At 68.3% G+C, this 14,938-nt stretch carries 16 protein-coding genes; 9 read left to right on the top strand and 7 right to left on the bottom strand.

Translation table 11 applies throughout. From position 1 onward, the window contains the following. The first annotated feature begins 32 nt into the window (after window positions 1-32). Entirely contained in the window at window positions 33-491 is a 459-nt protein-coding gene (locus tag AX708_RS02620; protein WP_066529373.1) for a BLUF domain-containing protein, read from the top strand. Here the strand turns inward: AX708_RS02620 and AX708_RS02615 are convergent. From AX708_RS02615 to AX708_RS02605, 3 genes are read right to left on the bottom strand one after another with little or no spacing between them, the layout of a single operon-like run. Then, window positions 439-843, bottom strand: a complete 405-nt coding sequence (locus AX708_RS02615; protein ID WP_082745559.1) for a nuclear transport factor 2 family protein — start codon at window positions 841-843, stop codon at window positions 439-441. The two genes, AX708_RS02620 and AX708_RS02615, sit on opposite strands and share 53 nt — an antisense overlap. An 8-nt stretch (window positions 844-851) precedes the next feature. Next, window positions 852-1,481, bottom strand: coding sequence for a hypothetical protein (locus AX708_RS02610; protein ID WP_066529375.1), 630 nt, complete (start codon window positions 1,479-1,481; stop codon window positions 852-854). After that, the gene (locus AX708_RS02605; RefSeq protein WP_066529376.1) at window positions 1,481-2,179 is read right to left on the bottom strand and encodes a dienelactone hydrolase family protein; all 699 of its coding nucleotides are present in this window, start codon (window positions 2,177-2,179) and stop codon (window positions 1,481-1,483) included. Before AX708_RS02605 ends, AX708_RS02610 begins: the two co-directional genes overlap by 1 nt. 99 nt (window positions 2,180-2,278) lie before the next feature. On the opposite strand from AX708_RS02605, the gene AX708_RS02600 reads away from it, so the two are divergent. From AX708_RS02600 to AX708_RS02575, 6 genes are all read left to right on the top strand, one after another. Continuing rightward, window positions 2,279-2,542: a DUF6489 family protein gene (locus AX708_RS02600; protein WP_196490013.1), complete on the top strand. Its 264-nt coding sequence runs from the start codon at window positions 2,279-2,281 to the stop codon at window positions 2,540-2,542. A 4-nt stretch (window positions 2,543-2,546) separates the two neighbouring features. After that, window positions 2,547-3,827, top strand: coding sequence for a tRNA uridine-5-carboxymethylaminomethyl(34) synthesis GTPase MnmE (gene mnmE, locus AX708_RS02595; RefSeq protein WP_066529378.1), 1,281 nt, complete (start codon window positions 2,547-2,549; stop codon window positions 3,825-3,827). A gap of 121 nt (window positions 3,828-3,948) precedes the next feature. Then, window positions 3,949-5,799 carry a tRNA uridine-5-carboxymethylaminomethyl(34) synthesis enzyme MnmG gene (gene mnmG / locus AX708_RS02590; RefSeq protein WP_066529380.1) on the top strand — a complete coding sequence of 617 codons (1,851 nt, stop codon included), beginning with the start codon at window positions 3,949-3,951 and terminating at the stop codon, window positions 5,797-5,799. Beyond that, a complete protein-coding gene (gene rsmG / locus AX708_RS02585) occupies window positions 5,796-6,422 on the top strand; it encodes a 16S rRNA (guanine(527)-N(7))-methyltransferase RsmG (protein ID WP_066529383.1) in 627 nt (208 codons plus the stop codon). Before mnmG ends, rsmG begins: the two co-directional genes overlap by 4 nt. 46 nt (window positions 6,423-6,468) lie before the next feature. After that, complete coding sequence (locus tag AX708_RS02580; RefSeq protein WP_066529387.1) at window positions 6,469-7,245, top strand: ParA family protein; 777 nt, start codon at window positions 6,469-6,471, stop codon at window positions 7,243-7,245. Continuing rightward, window positions 7,242-8,216 carry a ParB/RepB/Spo0J family partition protein gene (locus tag AX708_RS02575; protein ID WP_066529390.1) on the top strand — a complete coding sequence of 325 codons (975 nt, stop codon included), beginning with the start codon at window positions 7,242-7,244 and terminating at the stop codon, window positions 8,214-8,216. The genes AX708_RS02580 and AX708_RS02575 overlap by 4 nt, the downstream gene beginning before the upstream one ends. An 88-nt stretch (window positions 8,217-8,304) precedes the next feature. Here the strand turns inward: AX708_RS02575 and AX708_RS02570 are convergent, their stop codons facing one another. Continuing rightward, the gene (locus tag AX708_RS02570) at window positions 8,305-9,207 is read right to left on the bottom strand and encodes a hypothetical protein (protein ID WP_066529392.1); all 903 of its coding nucleotides are present in this window, start codon (window positions 9,205-9,207) and stop codon (window positions 8,305-8,307) included. 108 nt (window positions 9,208-9,315) lie between these two features. Continuing rightward, window positions 9,316-9,816: a GAF domain-containing protein gene (locus AX708_RS02565; protein ID WP_066529396.1), complete on the bottom strand. Its 501-nt coding sequence runs from the start codon at window positions 9,814-9,816 to the stop codon at window positions 9,316-9,318. Between the two features lie 65 nt (window positions 9,817-9,881). Between AX708_RS02565 and AX708_RS02560 the strand changes: the two genes are divergently transcribed. Next, window positions 9,882-11,360, top strand: a complete 1,479-nt coding sequence (locus AX708_RS02560; protein WP_066529398.1) for a sorbosone dehydrogenase family protein — start codon at window positions 9,882-9,884, stop codon at window positions 11,358-11,360. Here AX708_RS02560 and AX708_RS02555 read toward each other — a convergent pair. Then, complete coding sequence (locus tag AX708_RS02555) at window positions 11,357-12,169, bottom strand: DUF815 domain-containing protein (protein ID WP_066529403.1); 813 nt, start codon at window positions 12,167-12,169, stop codon at window positions 11,357-11,359. The genes AX708_RS02560 and AX708_RS02555 overlap by 4 nt on opposite strands. 1 nt (window position 12,170) lies before the next feature. Next, a complete protein-coding gene (locus AX708_RS02550) occupies window positions 12,171-13,913 on the bottom strand; it encodes an acyl-CoA dehydrogenase family protein (RefSeq protein ID WP_066529480.1) in 1,743 nt (580 codons plus the stop codon). A 70-nt stretch (window positions 13,914-13,983) separates the two neighbouring features. Between AX708_RS02550 and AX708_RS02545 the strand changes: the two genes are divergently transcribed. Next, entirely contained in the window at window positions 13,984-14,901 is a 918-nt protein-coding gene (locus AX708_RS02545; RefSeq protein ID WP_066529404.1) for an L-threonylcarbamoyladenylate synthase, read from the top strand. The last annotated feature ends 37 nt before the right edge of the window (window positions 14,902-14,938 follow it).

Genomic DNA, 14,938 nt, shown 5'->3' with positions numbered 1-14,938 from the left:
CATGATTTCCCCCGGACCACAGGGGAAGCATCATGCGCCGCATCATCTACCGCAGCACCGCCGCCCCCGGGCTCGATCGGGCGGAGATGTTCCGTTTGGTCTACCATGCGCGCGTCGCGAACGAGGCGAAGGGGCTGTCGGGCGTGCTGCTCCAGAGCGACGAGCACCTCCTTCAGATCCTCGAAGGCGAAACCTGGAAGCTGTTCGCGACTTTCGAGCTGATCCGCAGCGATATCCGCCACACTGCGGTTGAGGTGCTGTCCGAACGCTCGATCCCCGCGGCCACTTTCCCGCACTGGCCGATGCGCTATTTCGACGACCACCACATCGGCAAGGCGCTTGCGCAGATGCACGAGGAGGCGGGAGAGCGGATGTGCCCTGCGATCGAGGATGCGGTGCGCGATTTCTTCGTCGCGGGCTTTGCCGCGCACGAAACGATCAGGCCTTCGCTGCCTCAAGCTGCGCGGCCATCATTTCCCAGACCTTGTTGATCGCCTTCAGGGGCCGCACCATAACCTTGAAATCGCTGATCTTTCCTTCCGCGTTGAAGCGTATGATATCAACCCCGTTGACGGTGATTCCATCCATCACGGTGACGAATTCGAGCATCATCTCGTCCCCGTCCACAAGCTCGCGGACATAGTGGAAGCTGTCGTTCCCGAGTGTGTGGCTGGCGGCGATGAGATAGGCCATGACGATGGGTTTGCCGACCTGCGGGGTGTGCACCACCGGCGAGTGGAACACCGCATCATCGGCCAGCAGATCGGAGAGCAACGCAGGGTCGCTGCCGTGCTCCATATAGGCGTGCCACTTGGCGAGCCCTGCGTGTGCGTGTCCCATCATTCCCTCCCTCACTTGGCGCCCGGCCACCCGAGCAGATCGTCGCCGCTCGGCGCGTTCTCCAGCTTGAGCGGCGGGCTGGGCTTCTTGCCCGTCGTCTCGCCGACCTTGTCGTAGCCGCGCTCCTTGTTGAGCTTCAACTTCCGGGTGACGAGATCGCCCGTCAGCAGGTTCCAGCTCGCTTCCTCGCCATCATGCGCATAGGTGCGGCTGTAGAGCGTGGCATCGAGCCCGATCAGCCGCATCGCTTGCAGCTTGGCGTCCCAGCGGAAGCGGTGGGTGGAGGCAACCGCGGTGGTCCCGCCGGTCAGGTCCTCCAGCACCAGCACCTTGCCCCTGGCGCTGTCCTTCTCCGAGAGCTGCGCCGTCCCGAGCGGGTAGGGATCGAGCGCCAGCACCTGCGGCGGGTTTTCGCCGATCTCGACCTCGGTGACGAAGGTCGTCGCGACCCGCAATTCCCGCTTGTCCTCGCCGCGCACGATATAGGCGACGTCCGCATGGCCATCGCCATTGAAGTCGGCGTGAAGTTCGACCTCGAGTTCCTCGCCCGCGTCGAACATCGGCTGCGGGCCGACCTGCGCGCCTGCCTGCATGGGGGCGGGCGCGGCAAGCAGCGCCAGCGCGAGGAGGGCAGGGCGCATCACCCGAGATGCTCGGCGAAGAAAGCGGCGGTGCGCCCGTCGGCGAGGTTCGCGGCCTCCTCCTGACGGCGCTTGCCGTGTTCGGTGGCGAAGCCGTGGTCGAGGCCCTCGTAATCGTGGAGCGTCACCTTGGGGTGATTGTCCAGGCCCTCGTGCATGGCGGCCTGTGTTTCACGTGAAACAAAGCCGTCCTCGGTGGGGATGTGGAGCATCAGCGGATGGGCGATCGCGTGCTTCTCGCCCAGCAGTCCATCAATGCCGACGCCGTAATAGCCGACGCTCGCATCGATATCGGTGCGCGCCGCAGTCATGAACGCGAGCCGCCCGCCGAGGCAGTAGCCGACGCAGCCAACCTTCGCCACGCCGAGGGTGCGGCGGATGTGGTGGATGGTCGCCTCGATATCGCGGATCCCGGCATCCTGGTCGAACTCCCCGAACAGGCCGAGCGCGCGCTGGAATTCCGGCTCGACATCGGGATCGAGCTCGATGCCGGGCTCGATCCGCCAGAACAGATCGGGCGCCACCGCGAGGTAGCCCTCGGCCGCGAGCTTGTCGCACTTCTGGCGGATGCCCGGGTTCACGCCGAAGATTTCCTGGATGACGATGATCGCCCCGCGCGGGGCGCCCTCGGGCCGGGCGACATAGGCGCCGAAGCTGGCATCACCTTCGAGGGTGGGGATGGTTTCGTTGAAGATCATGGGGGTCTCTCCTTCTCGTCGGTCAGGTCTATCTCTTGCCTTGTCAGCCTGCCAAGCCCAAATGAAAGGCGGATGACGAGGAGGAGGAGGGCGAGCCCCATGAAGATCACCATCGAAATCGACTGCACCCCGGAGGAGGCGCGCAGCTTCATGGGCCTGCCCGATGTGAGCGCGGCCAATAATGTCTATGTCGAGAACCTCACCAAGGCGATGCAGGGCGTCTCCAGCCCCGACCAGCTCCAGCAATATGCGAGCGCGCTCGCGCCGATGGGGCAGATGGGGATGAAGTTGTTCCAGAATTTCGTCGAAGGTTCGATGAAGGCGGCTGCCGGCGCCACGGGGTCCAAAAAGTCCTCTGATTGATCGCGTGAGCAGCGACACGATCTTCGCGCTCTCGAGCGGCGCGCCGCCGGCGGGCGTGGGTGTGATCCGCGTCTCCGGCCCGGCGGCGCGCGAGGCCTTGCTGGCCTTGGCGGGGCGGGTGCCCGAGCCGCGGCGGGCGTCGCTGGCGCGGCTGCGCGATGCGGAGGGCGCGCTGCTCGACGAGGCGCTGGTGCTGTGGTTCCCAGGGCCGCGCACGGCCACCGGCGAGGACCTCGCCGAATTTCACTGTCACGGGGGCCGCGCGGTGATTGCGGCGGTCGAGGGGGCGCTCGCTTCGCTTCGCGGGGTGCGTCGCGCCGATCCGGGGGAATTCACGCGCCGGGCCTTCGCCAATGGCCGGATCGATCTGGCCGAGGCCGAGGGACTCGCCGATCTCCTCTCCGCCGAGACTGAATTGCAGCGCGCTGCCGCACTGGCGAATGCGGGCGGTGCGCTGTCGCGGCAGGTCGAGGGGTGGCGCGAGCGGGTGCTGGTTTTGTCCGCCGAAGTGGAGGGTGTGCTCGACTTCTCGGACGAGGAGGACAGCGCCGATCTCCCCGAATGTTTCACGTGGAACATTGCGGCGCTGGCGGCGGAGCTGGCCGAATGGCTCGCCCGCCCGCGCTCCGAGCGGTTGGGGGAGGGGTTCCGCGTGGTGCTCGCGGGGCCGCCCAATGCGGGGAAGTCCACCCTGTTCAATGCGCTGGTCGAGAGCGAGGCGGCGATCACCTCGCCCATCGCAGGGACGACGCGCGATGTTATCGAGCGAAGCGTGGCCATCGGCGGCGTGCCGTTCACCTTCGTCGACACGGCGGGTTTGCGCGAGGAGTCCTCGGACGCCATCGAGGCCATCGGCATCGCCCGCGCCGAGGCGGAGCTGGTGCGCGCTGATCTCGTGCTGTGGCTGGGGCCGGAAGGCAAGGGGCCGGATGGTGCCTGGGAGATCGCCGCCCAGGCCGACCGCGAAGGCTTCGGCACGAAGCCGAACGCCCGTTTCACGCTCTCGGCGGTGACGGGCGAGGGTGTGGCGGCGCTCAAGACCGCGTTGGTCGAAGCCGCGCGCAACGCTCTGCCCAAGCCGGGAGAAGCGGCATTGAATGCCCGCCAACACGCGCGGCTCACCGATGCAGAGGAGGCCTTGCGCGCCGCCAAGGGCCTCGCCGATCCCCTGCTCATTGCCGAGGAACTCCGCCGCGCGCGCCTCGCCTTTGATCGGCTGATCGGGCGCGCGACCACGGAGGACATGCTCGACACGCTGTTCGGGCGGTTTTGCATCGGGAAGTGAGCGCTTCGCTGCAATGTTTGTGCCTGCGGCACAGCTTCGCTTCCACGTGAAACATTCCTGACGAGCCGGCCAGCGAATCCGCTTTGACGATTCGCCCCCCAGACCCTATCTGCCGCCCATCATGCAAAGCTTCGATGTCCTCGTCATCGGCGGCGGTCACGCCGGGGTGGAGGCTGCCTGCGCGGCGGCCCGCATGGGCGCGCGCACGGCGCTGGTGAGCTTCGATCTCGCCGCGATCGGCGCGATGAGCTGCAATCCCGCAATCGGTGGCCTCGGCAAGGGGCATCTGGTGCGCGAGGTCGATGCGCTCGACGGAGTGCTTGGGCGCGCGGCGGATGCGGGGGCGATCCACTACCGGATGCTCAACCGCTCCAAGGGCAGTGCCGTCTGGGGTCCGCGGGTGCAGGCCGACCGGGTGCGCTTCAAGGCGGCGGTCCAAGCGGCGGTCCGCGCGCAGCCCAATCTCACGCTGGTGCAGGGCGAGGCCGCCGCGCTGGTGCTGAAGGGCGGAGCGGTCGCTGGCCTCGAGTTGGCCGACGGCACAATGTTTCACGTGAAACATATCGTGCTGTGCACCGGCACCTTCCTCGGCGGCATCCTGTTCCGGGGCGAGGAGCGCTTCGAGGGCGGGCGCATCGGCGAGAACGCCGCGCACCGCCTCGCCCAGCAGCTGCGCGGGGCAGACTTGCCGATAGCCCGCCTCAAGACCGGCACGCCGCCGCGGCTCGACGGACGCACCATCGACTGGGCGGTGCTTGAGGAGCAGCCCTCGGATGGCGAGGCGTGGACCATGTCGCCGCTGACGCCGCGCCGGATCAACCCGCAGGTGTTCTGCGCCATCACCCGCACCACGCAGGCGGGGCACGACGCGATCCGCGCCAACCTCCACCGCTCGCCGCTGTTCTCCGGTGCGATCGCGGCGGCAGGGCCGCGCTACTGCCCCTCGATCGAGGACAAGATCCACCGCTTCGGCGACCGCGAGGGGCATCAGGTTTTCCTCGAGCCCGAGGGGCTGGACAGTCACCTCGTCTACCCCAACGGCATAAGCACCTCGCTTCCTGTCGACGTGCAGGAGGAGGTGGTGCGCACCATGCCCGGGTGCGGGCGCGCGGTGATCGTGCAGCCGGGCTATGCGGTCGAATACGACCATATCGACCCGCGTGCGCTGACCCCCGATTTGCAGGTGCGCGCGATCCCGGGCCTCTATTGCGCGGGGCAGATCAACGGGACGACCGGCTATGAGGAGGCGGCTGCGCAGGGGCTGGTCGCGGGGCTCGAGGCGGCCGCTGCCGCTCTGGGCAAGCAGGCTCCGGCGCTCGATCGGGCGAACAGCTACATAGCGGTGATGGTCGACGACCTCACCTTGCAGGGTGTCTCCGAGCCCTATCGCATGCTCACCGCCCGCGCCGAATACCGCCTGCGGTTGCGCGCCAACAATGCCGCGACGCGCCTGACGGGCCTCGGCATCGAAGTCGGATGCATCGGCGAGGAGCGCCGCGCGTGGTGGGAGCGGCGCGAGGAGGTGCGGCAAATGTTTCACGTGAAACATTCCAAGAAGGTGCACGCACGAGAGCTCGCCGATCTCGGCCTTCCGGTCCGGCGCGATCATGGCGAGAAGACGATTACCGAATGGTTGCGCTACGATGGGGTCAGCCCCGCGGCACTGGCGCCCTGGCTCGGGGAGATCACCGCGCTCGACCCGCTGCTCGCCGAGGAGATGGCCGAGGATGCGGCCTATGCGCCCTACCTCGCCCGGCAGGATGCCGAGCTTCGCGACCTGCGCGCCAGTGAGGCCTTGCCGCTCCCCTCGGACTTTCCCTATGCCGAGGTGCCGGGGCTCTCCAACGAGATGGTCGAGCGGCTGACCAAGGCCGCGCCAGGGACGCTTGCGGCGGCGGGGCGGGTGCCGGGGGTGACGCCCGCCGCGCTCTCCGCCCTGCTGGTTCATGCGCGGCGCAAGGCAGCGGCATGATCGTGACCGAGGAGGAAGCCCGGGCCTATGTCGCCGGACTGACCGACGATGCGGGGATGGCGCGGCTCAAGACCTTTGCTGCGCTGGTGCTGGAAGAGAACCAGCGCCAGAACCTGATCGCCAAGGCGACTGAGGCGCACCTGTGGCAGCGCCATATCGCCGATTCGGCGCAGCTTACGCAGAATGTTTCACGTGAAACATTCGGAGCGAACGCGGTCGGCCCCTGGCTCGATCTGGGAAGCGGTCCCGGCTTCCCGGGCCTGGTGATCGCCGCGCTCCATCCCAACATGCCCGTTGTGCTTGTCGAATCGCGCGCGCGCCGGGTCGAGTTCCTCAACCACTGCATCGAAGTGCTCGCTCTCCCCAAATGCCGGGTCGAGGGCCAGCGCCTCGAACGGGTCACGCCTTTCCCGGCCCGCGCCATTTCGGCACGCGCCTTTGCGCCTCTCCCCAAACTTCTCGAACTATCCGCACCCTTCTCCACAAGGGCCACGGTTTACGTGTTGCCCAAGGGCCGCTCTGCGGCGCAGGAATTGGAGGCACTGAGACCTTCGATTCGGACAATGTTTCACGTGAAACATTCCTTGACCGATCCCGAGGCGGGGATCATCGTAAAGGCCTGACGCGACTTCTTGCGCGAAAACGGCGCGAACAGGACAGGATTCTCCCATGCTGACCATCGCGATTGCCAACCAGAAGGGCGGAGTGGGCAAGACCACCACCGCGATCAACATCGCCACCGCCATGGCTGCGACCGGGTGGAGGACGCTGCTGATCGACCTCGATCCGCAGGGCAATGCCTCGACCGGACTCGGCGTCGATGCGGCGGCGCGCGCAATTTCGAGCTATGACCTGTTGGTCGACGAAGTTGCGCTGGCCTCGGCGATCGTGCCGACCGCCATCCCGCGTCTCGATATCATCCCGGCGACGGTCGATCTGTCGGGCGCCGAGGTTGAACTTGTCGCGGTCGAGGGGCGCACCCACCGGCTCCACCGCGGCTTGAACGGCTATACCGGGCACGACATCTGCTTCATCGACTGCCCGCCCTCGCTCGGCCTGCTGACGCTGAACGCGCTGTGCGCCGCCAATACGCTGCTGGTGCCGCTGCAATGCGAGTTCTTCGCGCTCGAGGGGCTTTCGCAGCTGCTCCAGACCGTCGACCAGGTGCAGCAGCGCTTCAATCCCGAGCTCGGCATCATCGGCGTCGCGCTGACCATGTATGACCGGCGCAACCGGCTGACCGATCAGGTGTCGGACGACGTGCGCGATTGTCTCGGCAAGCTGGTGTTCGAGACGGTGATCCCGCGCAACGTCCGCCTGTCCGAAGCGCCGAGTCATGGGCTCCCCGCGCTGATCTATGACCAGCATTGCACTGGCAGCCGCGCCTATATGGCATTGGCGCGCGAGCTGATCGGGCGATTTCCCGCAGAAAGACAGGCGGCATGACCGAGAATATTGATCAAACTTCTGAAATTGCTGCGCTTTCGCGGGCTGCGGCGGACAAGCCGCGCCGCTTGGGCAAGGGACTGGGCGCGCTGCTCGGGGAAACCCGGCGCGAGGAGCCGCTGGTGCGCCGCGAGGAGATCGCCGCTGCTGCTCCCGAGGCCCCGCAGCCGGGCGCATCGCCGTTACGCATGCTGCCGCTCGCCAGCATCAAGCCGCTGCCGGGCAATCCGCGCAAATTTTTCGACGAGGCCGCGCTCGAGGAACTCGCCGCCTCGATCGCCACCCGCGGCGTGATCCAGCCGATCATTGTCCGCCCCCATCCCGAAGGGGACGGCTACCAGCTGGTGGCGGGCGAGCGCCGCTGGCGCGCGGCGCAGAAGGCCCGGCTGCACGAGATCCCGGCGCTGGTCCGCGCGCTTTCGGACCGCGAGGTCATGGCGCTTGCGCTGATCGAGAACCTCCAGCGCGAGGACTTGAACCCGGTCGAGGAAGCACGCGCCTATCACCGCCTCGCCGAGGAGGAGGGGATGATCCAGGCCGACATCGCCCGGATGGTCGAAAAGTCGCGCAGCCATGTCGCCAACATGATGCGGCTGATGGCACTGCCCGACGATGTGCTCGACCTGATCCAGCAGGGCAAGCTGACGACGGGTCACGCGCGCGCGTTGATCGGGCGTGAGGATGCCCGCGAGCTTGCCGCCATCGCGGTGGCCGAGGGGCTTTCGGTGCGCGATGTCGAAACGCTCACCAAAAAGCCGGCCAAGCGCGCCGAGGCCCTGGCCGAGCCGCCTTACCTCACCCCTGACAATGCCGATATCGTCGCGGTGCAGCAGCATCTCGAGGAGTTCCTCGGCCTCAGCGTGAAGATCAAGCCCGAGAGCGATCCGCGCAAGGGCACGATGACGATCCGCTACACGACGCTCGACCAGCTCGATCTGCTGTGCCAGCGGTTGACTGGCGGGGAATTCTAGGAAACGCGCCCGGCGGGCATGAAAAAGCCCCGCAAGTTCGCCTGAGCTTGCGGGGCTTTCTCGTGTCGGTCCCTCGGGGGACGGAAATTCAGCGCTGGCGGAGCATCTTCTTGGTCGGGCGCGGGCGCGGAGCGGGGTCGGTGATGATCCGGGTCGCGCCGGGGACGGTGTAGGTCTCCTCGCGGACGGTTTCGCGCACCACCACCTGCTGCTGCACCTCGGTGCGCACCGGCACCAGCACCACCTGCGGGGGTGGGGCATAGGTGTAGCCGTAGGCGTAGCCCTGTGGGTAGCCATAGCCGTAGCCATAGTCGTAGGCCGGATAGGGAATCGTGCGGCTGGCAATGCGCGGGGCGGGTGCGCCGTAGGCCGACAGGTAGCTGTCGAGCGCGGCTTCGCAATCGTAGAGGTTCTTCTTCTTGTCGCCATCGAACAGGCTGCCGAGAAGTCCGCCGAGCAGCCCGCCGCCGCCCACGCCGAGCACCGTGCCGAGCACGCGGTCACCCGCGCCGGCGATCTCGTAACCGGCAATCCCCCCGCCGATCGCGCCGAGCAGCCCACCGATGATCAGGCCGGTGTTGTCGCGGTTCTGCCCGCGGGTGCGGCGGCGGCATTCGTCGATCCACTGCTGGCGCTCGAACACGGCGGGTGCGGCCGCATAGCCATAGCCCTGACCGCCGTAATACTGGGTCGCATAACCCTGGCCCTGATAGCCGTGCGGGGCCGGAGGCATCGCACCGGGCGCATTGATGTAGCGGGTGCGGGTGACCGTCTCGACCCCGTTCTCGATCGTGACCGTCTCGGTCGGGCGGATTGCCGTGACCGGAGCCGGCGTGGGAGCGCTGCGCATGTCGGCGGGCAGCTCGCGCAGTTCGTTCTGGCCCATCGGGGCGAGCGGCGGGACATCGCTGTAGTCCTGCGCCTGCGCCGCGGCGGGCACTGCAGCCATCGCCAGCGCGGCGAGAGGAAGGGTCGAAATGGTCTTGAGCATGGGCGAATCCCCCTGATTCAGCAGACTAGCTGATGGTTAGCGAAAGACTAACACCGTCAGGGGCCCGCACCCAAGCGGGGCGTGCGTTCTGTCCCGTTTCGGGAAGAATCAGATGCGGCTCGCGAGCAGCGCGGCGAGCGTCTCGATCCCCCGGGCATCGTCCTCGGTGAAGCGGGCGGGGGTGGGGCTGTCAAGGTCGATCACCGCGATCACCGTCCCGTCACGCAGCACCGGCACCACCAGCTCGCTCGCGCTGGCGGCGTCGCAGGCGATGTGGCCGGGGAAGGCGTGGACGTCGGCGACAAGTTGCGTGGCGCGACTTTGCGCTGCCGCGCCGCACACGCCGTTGCCGAAGGGGATGCGGATGCAGGCCGGGCGGCCCACGAAAGGCCCGAGCACCAGCTCCTCGCCCCCGCCCGCCTTGGCCGGGGCGACACGGTAGAAGCCTGCCCAGTTCAAATCGGGCAGGAATTCCCACAGGAGCGCCGCGACATTGGCCATGTTGGCGACGCCGTCCGGCTCGCCCTCGGTCAACGCGCCCGCAGCGGCGAGGAGGTCGCGGTAGAGCTCTTCGGCGGGGAGCCGCGCGGCGGGCTTGAAATCATACATCGGTGGACGTGTCTTTCATCGCTTGTCGGTTGCCGCGCGCCTCGCGCGGCCTTATCCCGTGCCACATGGCATTCTTCCGCAAAATCGCAATCGCTCTCGTCGTCTTCATCGTGGTGGCCGGGGCCGGGTTCTGGTTCGTGAGCCGCGGCGACACCGCCGATCTCAGTGTCGAGGAGGTCGCGGGCACCGATCCGGTGCTCCAGAAGGCCGATCCCCAGACCTTCCCCACGGTCCAGATCGCCGAGCCGGTGGGCTGGGCCGCGGGCGAGGCGCCTACCCCGGCCGAGGGGCTCGAGGTCGCGCGCTTTGCCGAGGGGCTTGAACATCCGCGTACGCTCTACACCCTGCCCAACGGCGACGTGCTGGTCAGCCTGACCCGCGCGCCCGCGGTCGAGGCGCCCAGCGAAGGGATCATGGACTCGATCAAGAACTGGATCGCCGACAGCCTGCTGACCAAGGCCGGGGCGAGCGGCGCTTCGCCAAATCAGATCGTGCTGCTGCGCGATGCCGACGGCAACGGCACCGCCGAAACGCGCAAGGTGATCGCGCAGGACGGCCTCGATTCGCCCTCGGGCCTCGCCTGGGCGGACGGGACGCTCTACATCGCCAACCACAATGCCGTGCTCGCCTTCCCCTATGCGCTGGGGGCCGATGCGGTGAGCGGGAAGGGCACCAAGATCATGGACCTCGCCCCCGGCGGCGGGCACTGGATGCGCAACTTGAAGCTCTCGCCCGACGGCAAGCAGCTCTATGTCGCGGTCGGCTCGGTCAGCAATATCGGCGAGAGCGGCATGAAACTCGAAGAGGGCCGCGCGCTGATCTGGGAGTATGATTTCGCGACCAAGCGCCAGCGCCAGTTCGCGGCCGGTTTGCGCAACCCCAACGGGCTCGATTTCTCGCCCTGGAGCGGGGAGCTGTGGACCACAGTGAACGAGCGCGACATGCTCGGCAGCGACCTGGTGCCCGATTACCTCACCAATGTGCCGATCGGCGCGCAATACGGCTGGCCCTGGGTCTACTACAAGACCAACCGTGACCGCCGGGTCGATGCGCCGATGCCGCGCTTCATGATGGAATATGTGCGGAAACCCGAATATGCGCTCGGGCCCCACGTGGCGGCGTTGGGCATGGTGTTCTCGAAGGAGGGCGACCGGATGGGGACGGCGTTCTCGGGCGGGGCCTTCATCGCGCGGCACGGATCGTGGAACCGCAAGCCCGCCTCGGGCTATGACGTGGTGTTCGTCGACTTCGACGATCGCGGCAATCCGGTCGGCAAGCCCAAGCCGGTGCTGACCGGCTTCCTCACCGCCGACGGCAAGACCCACGGTCGGCCGACCTGGGTGACGTGGGGCGGCGATGGCTCGCTGCTGGTGTCGGACGATACCGCCGGGATCATCTGGCGGGTGCGCTCGCCCTCCGCCGCGCCCGCGCCGGCGATCGCCCGGCTGGTCGGCAAGCCGCTCCCGCCCCAGGAGTTGACCGACCCGCGCGCCAAGTTCGAGGCGGATTACCTGCGCCAGCAGGCGGGGCAGAAGATCAACTAAAGGCTTAGTCCCGCCCGCCCCGCCAGCTCGGTCGCGAATTGCAGCGCGGTGCGGCCCGAGCGGTTGCCGCGCTGGATGGCGAAGGCCATCGCCTCCTCGGGATCGAAGGCGAGGCCGAGCGGGGCGGTGTAGCCCTCCAGAATGGCGAGATAGGTGTCCTTGTCCGCCGGGTGGAAGCCCAGCGACAGCCCGAAGCGGTCGGCGAGCGCCAGCGCATCGTCGCGCTCGTCCCGCTCGTGGATCGCCCCCGAGGTATCCTGCCGCTCGACGATTCCGCGACGGTTGGCGGTGACCACAAGCCGGATATGCGCCGGACGCGGGGCGATGCCGCCTTCGAGCAGGCTGCGCAGCGCCAGCATCTCCGCCCGCGCCTCTGCACCGAAGCCGAGGTCGTCGATGAAAAGGAGGAAGGCGCGCTTCACTCCCGCCAGCGCCGCGATCAGCGCGGGGAAGGTCGGGAGCGTGCCGAGGGCAAGCTGGACGAGCGCGAGGTTCTGCGTCTCGCGCTGCACATCGGCGACGCAGGCGCGCACCAGCGCCGATTTGCCCATCCCCCGCGCGCCCCACAGCAGCGCGTCATGCGCTGCCGCGCCGCTCGCCAGACGGGCGCAGTTGTTGCGCAGCGCTTGCTTTTGGGCGTCGATCCCGTGGAGGCTATCGAGCGGCAGGGCATCGAGCACCGGCACGGGCCGCGCGGCCACGCCCTCCCACACATAGGCGGGGTGGGCGAGCCAGTCGGTCGGCGGCACCGGCGCAGGCGCGAGGCGCTCCAAAGCGGCGGCGATCCGCTCCAGCGCGCTTTCATCCATGTCAGGCGACCAGCGCTTCGGCAGAGAGCGCGTAAAGCAGGTCTGCCCCGGCCACTGCGCCCGCCTTCAGCCCTGCCGCTTCCGGCACGATCCGGTCGAGGAAGAAGCGCACCGTCACCGGCTTGGTCGCGGCCAGCTCCGGAGCGGCCCCTGCCGCGACGGCCTGCGCCTGCTTCGTCAGCTGCCACCCGGAGACGCAGACCGCGGCCATGGTGCAGAAGGGGACGCTGCCCGCCAGCCTGTCATCGAGGCTCGCATCGTCGCGCATCCACTGCGCGACATTGGCGCAGTCGCGGGCGAGCGCCGCGAGGGCATATTCCTCGGCCGCCTCGCGCGCGATGTCCTCGAACAGCGCCACCAGCGCCTCGCCCCCGTCGAGCCCCAGCTTGCGGGTGACGAGGTCGGCGGCCTGGATGCCGTTGGTGCCTTCGTAGATCGGCGCAATCCGCGAATCGCGCCAGTGCTGGGCGGCCCCGGTCTCCTCGACGAAGCCCATGCCCCCGTGGATCTGGATGCCGAGGCCGGAGACTTCCACGCCCACATCCGTGCCCCACGCCTTGAGCAGCGGCACGAGGATTTCCGAACGGGTTTTTGCGGCTTCATCGCCCAGATTGCCGCGGTCGACCTGCCCCGCGCAGTAATAGAGCAGCGCGCGCACCCCTTCGGTCAGCGCCTTCATGCGCAGGATCATGCGGCGCACGTCGGGGTGCTCGATAATCGCCACCGGGGTCTTGTCGGGCGAACCGGCGCGCGCCGACTGCACCCGGTCGCGGGCATAGGCGAGCGCCTGCTGGGTTGCCCGCTCGGCGATCTGCGCGCCCTGGTTGCCGACATTGATGCGCGCGTTGTTCATCATCGTGAACATCGCAGCGAGCCCCTTGTTGGGCGCGCCGACCAGCTCGCCGATGCATTCGCCGTTGTCGCCGTAGGACATGACGCAGGTGGGCGAAGCGTTGATGCCAAGCTTGTGTTCGAGGCTGACGCACCTGAGGTCGTTCCTCGGGCCGAGGCTGCCGTCCGCGTTCACATGATACTTGGGCACCACGAACAGGCTGATCCCGCGCGAGCCTTCGGGCGCGCCGGGGAGGCGGGCCAGCACCAGGTGGATGATGTTCTCGGCAAGGTCGTGCTCGCCCCAGGTGATGTAGATCTTCTGGCCGGTGATCTTGTACTTCCCCGCGTGTTCGCCGTTCTCGATCGGCTCGGCGGTGGAGCGCAGCGCGCCGACATCGCTCCCTGCTGCAGGTTCGGTGAGGTTCATGGTGCCCGACCATTCGCCGCTGACGAGTTTAGGCAGATACATCGCCTGCTGGGCGGGGGAGCCATGGTGCTCCAGCGCCTCGATCGCGCCGACGCTCAGCATCGGGAGCAGGGTGAAGGCCATGTTGGCCGCGCCGAGGTTTTCGAGCACGTTGCAGGCCAGCGTGAAGGGCAGGCCCTGCCCGCCGTGGGCAGCGGGCGAGGCGATGGCGTTCCAGCCCTGCTCGACATAGGCGTGATAGGCGGGCTCGAAGCCTTCGGGCAGGCGCACGACGCCGTTTTCGAGCTTCGCGCCCTCCAGATCGCCCTTGCGGTTGAGCGGCGCGAATTCTCCGGCTGCGAACTGGCCGACGCCTTCCACGATTGCTTCGACCAAATCGGGCTCGGCATGGGCGAAGCGTTCAGACTGCGCCAATTCGTCGATCCCGGCATTGACGCGGATGGCGAGCAGCTGGTCGGCGGTCGGCGGGGTGAAGGGGGTCACTGGGGCATCCTTGCGGGTCTTGGGGGGCTGCGCTCTTGGCAGGGCGGGCAAACGAATATAGCGCCGGGGCATGAGCGGCAAGAACGTTACGGAAGTGGTGCTGGCGGACGCTGCGGGGATCGCGCGGGCGGCGCGAATCCTCGAATCGGGCGGGCTGGTCGCGGTGCCGACCGAGACGGTCTACGGGCTGGCGGCGCGGGCGGATTCTGCCGAGGCGGTGGCCCGGATCTATGCCGCGAAGGGGCGGCCGGACTTCAATCCGCTGATCGTGCATGTGCGGGGGGTGGAGCAGGCCGAGCGCTATGCCGAGTTCTCGCCCGAGGCCCGCGCGCTGGCCGCCGCCCATTGGCCCGGCCCGCTGACGCTGGTGCTGCCGCGCCGCGCCGATGCGGGGCTGGCCGGGGCGGTGACCGCCGGGCTCCCCACCATCGCCCTGCGCGCGCCCGCGCATCCGGTGATGCAGGCGCTGCTGGAGCGCTGCGGCTTCCCGCTTGCCGCGCCCTCGGCCAACCGCAGCGGCTTCATCAGCCCGACGACGCCCGCGCATGTCCTCGCCTCGCTCGACGCGCGGATCGACATGGTGCTCGATGGAGGGGCAACAAGCGCGGGGGTGGAATCGACCATCGTCGCGGTGCGCGCCGACGGGAGCGTCGAGGAATTGCGGCCGGGGCCGATTGCGCTGGGCACGCAGGGCAGGGGCGGGGGAATCGAAGCGCCGGGCCAGCTCGCCAGCCACTATGCTCCCGGCAAGCCCGTGCGCCTGAATGCCGAGTGGGCCGAGCCGGATGAATTCCTGATCGGTTTCGGTGCGGTGGAGGGCGACATCACATTGTCGGTGAGCGGCAATCTCGACGAGGCTGCCGCGCGCCTCTACGCCGCTCTGCACGAGGGCGCTCGCGCGGCTGCGCCGCGCATCGCGGTGGCCCCGGTGCCCGAGGTGGGCGTGGGGCGGGCGATCAATGATCGGTTGCGGCGGGCGGCGGCTTAGGTTTCGTGCCCACCCCCAGCCCCTCCCGAAGGCGGGA

The sequence above is a fragment of the Erythrobacter sp. CCH5-A1 genome, assembly GCF_001557115.1.
Lineage (GTDB): Bacteria > Pseudomonadota > Alphaproteobacteria > Sphingomonadales > Sphingomonadaceae > Erythrobacter.
This window is presented reverse-complemented; position numbering and strand designations above follow the sequence as displayed.

What these genes read in the sequence shown, in the direction of transcription:
- AX708_RS02620 (WP_066529373.1), top strand. Translation starts at nt 33, where the DNA reads ATGCGCCGCATCATCTACCGCAGCACCGCCGCCCCCGGGCTCGATCGG.
- AX708_RS02615 (WP_082745559.1), bottom strand. Translation starts at nt 843, where the DNA reads ATGATGGGACACGCACACGCAGGGCTCGCCAAGTGGCACGCCTATATG.
- AX708_RS02610 (WP_066529375.1), bottom strand. Translation starts at nt 1,481, where the DNA reads ATGCGCCCTGCCCTCCTCGCGCTGGCGCTGCTTGCCGCGCCCGCCCCC.
- AX708_RS02605 (WP_066529376.1), bottom strand. Translation starts at nt 2,179, where the DNA reads ATGATCTTCAACGAAACCATCCCCACCCTCGAAGGTGATGCCAGCTTC.
- AX708_RS02600 (WP_196490013.1), top strand. Translation starts at nt 2,279, where the DNA reads ATGAAGATCACCATCGAAATCGACTGCACCCCGGAGGAGGCGCGCAGC.
- mnmG (WP_066529380.1), top strand. Translation starts at nt 3,949, where the DNA reads ATGCAAAGCTTCGATGTCCTCGTCATCGGCGGCGGTCACGCCGGGGTG.
- rsmG (WP_066529383.1), top strand. Translation starts at nt 5,796, where the DNA reads ATGATCGTGACCGAGGAGGAAGCCCGGGCCTATGTCGCCGGACTGACC.
- AX708_RS02580 (WP_066529387.1), top strand. Translation starts at nt 6,469, where the DNA reads ATGCTGACCATCGCGATTGCCAACCAGAAGGGCGGAGTGGGCAAGACC.
- AX708_RS02575 (WP_066529390.1), top strand. Translation starts at nt 7,242, where the DNA reads ATGACCGAGAATATTGATCAAACTTCTGAAATTGCTGCGCTTTCGCGG.
- AX708_RS02570 (WP_066529392.1), bottom strand. Translation starts at nt 9,207, where the DNA reads ATGCTCAAGACCATTTCGACCCTTCCTCTCGCCGCGCTGGCGATGGCT.
- AX708_RS02565 (WP_066529396.1), bottom strand. Translation starts at nt 9,816, where the DNA reads ATGTATGATTTCAAGCCCGCCGCGCGGCTCCCCGCCGAAGAGCTCTAC.
- AX708_RS02560 (WP_066529398.1), top strand. Translation starts at nt 9,882, where the DNA reads ATGGCATTCTTCCGCAAAATCGCAATCGCTCTCGTCGTCTTCATCGTG.
- AX708_RS02555 (WP_066529403.1), bottom strand. Translation starts at nt 12,169, where the DNA reads ATGGATGAAAGCGCGCTGGAGCGGATCGCCGCCGCTTTGGAGCGCCTC.
- AX708_RS02545 (WP_066529404.1), top strand. Translation starts at nt 13,984, where the DNA reads ATGAGCGGCAAGAACGTTACGGAAGTGGTGCTGGCGGACGCTGCGGGG.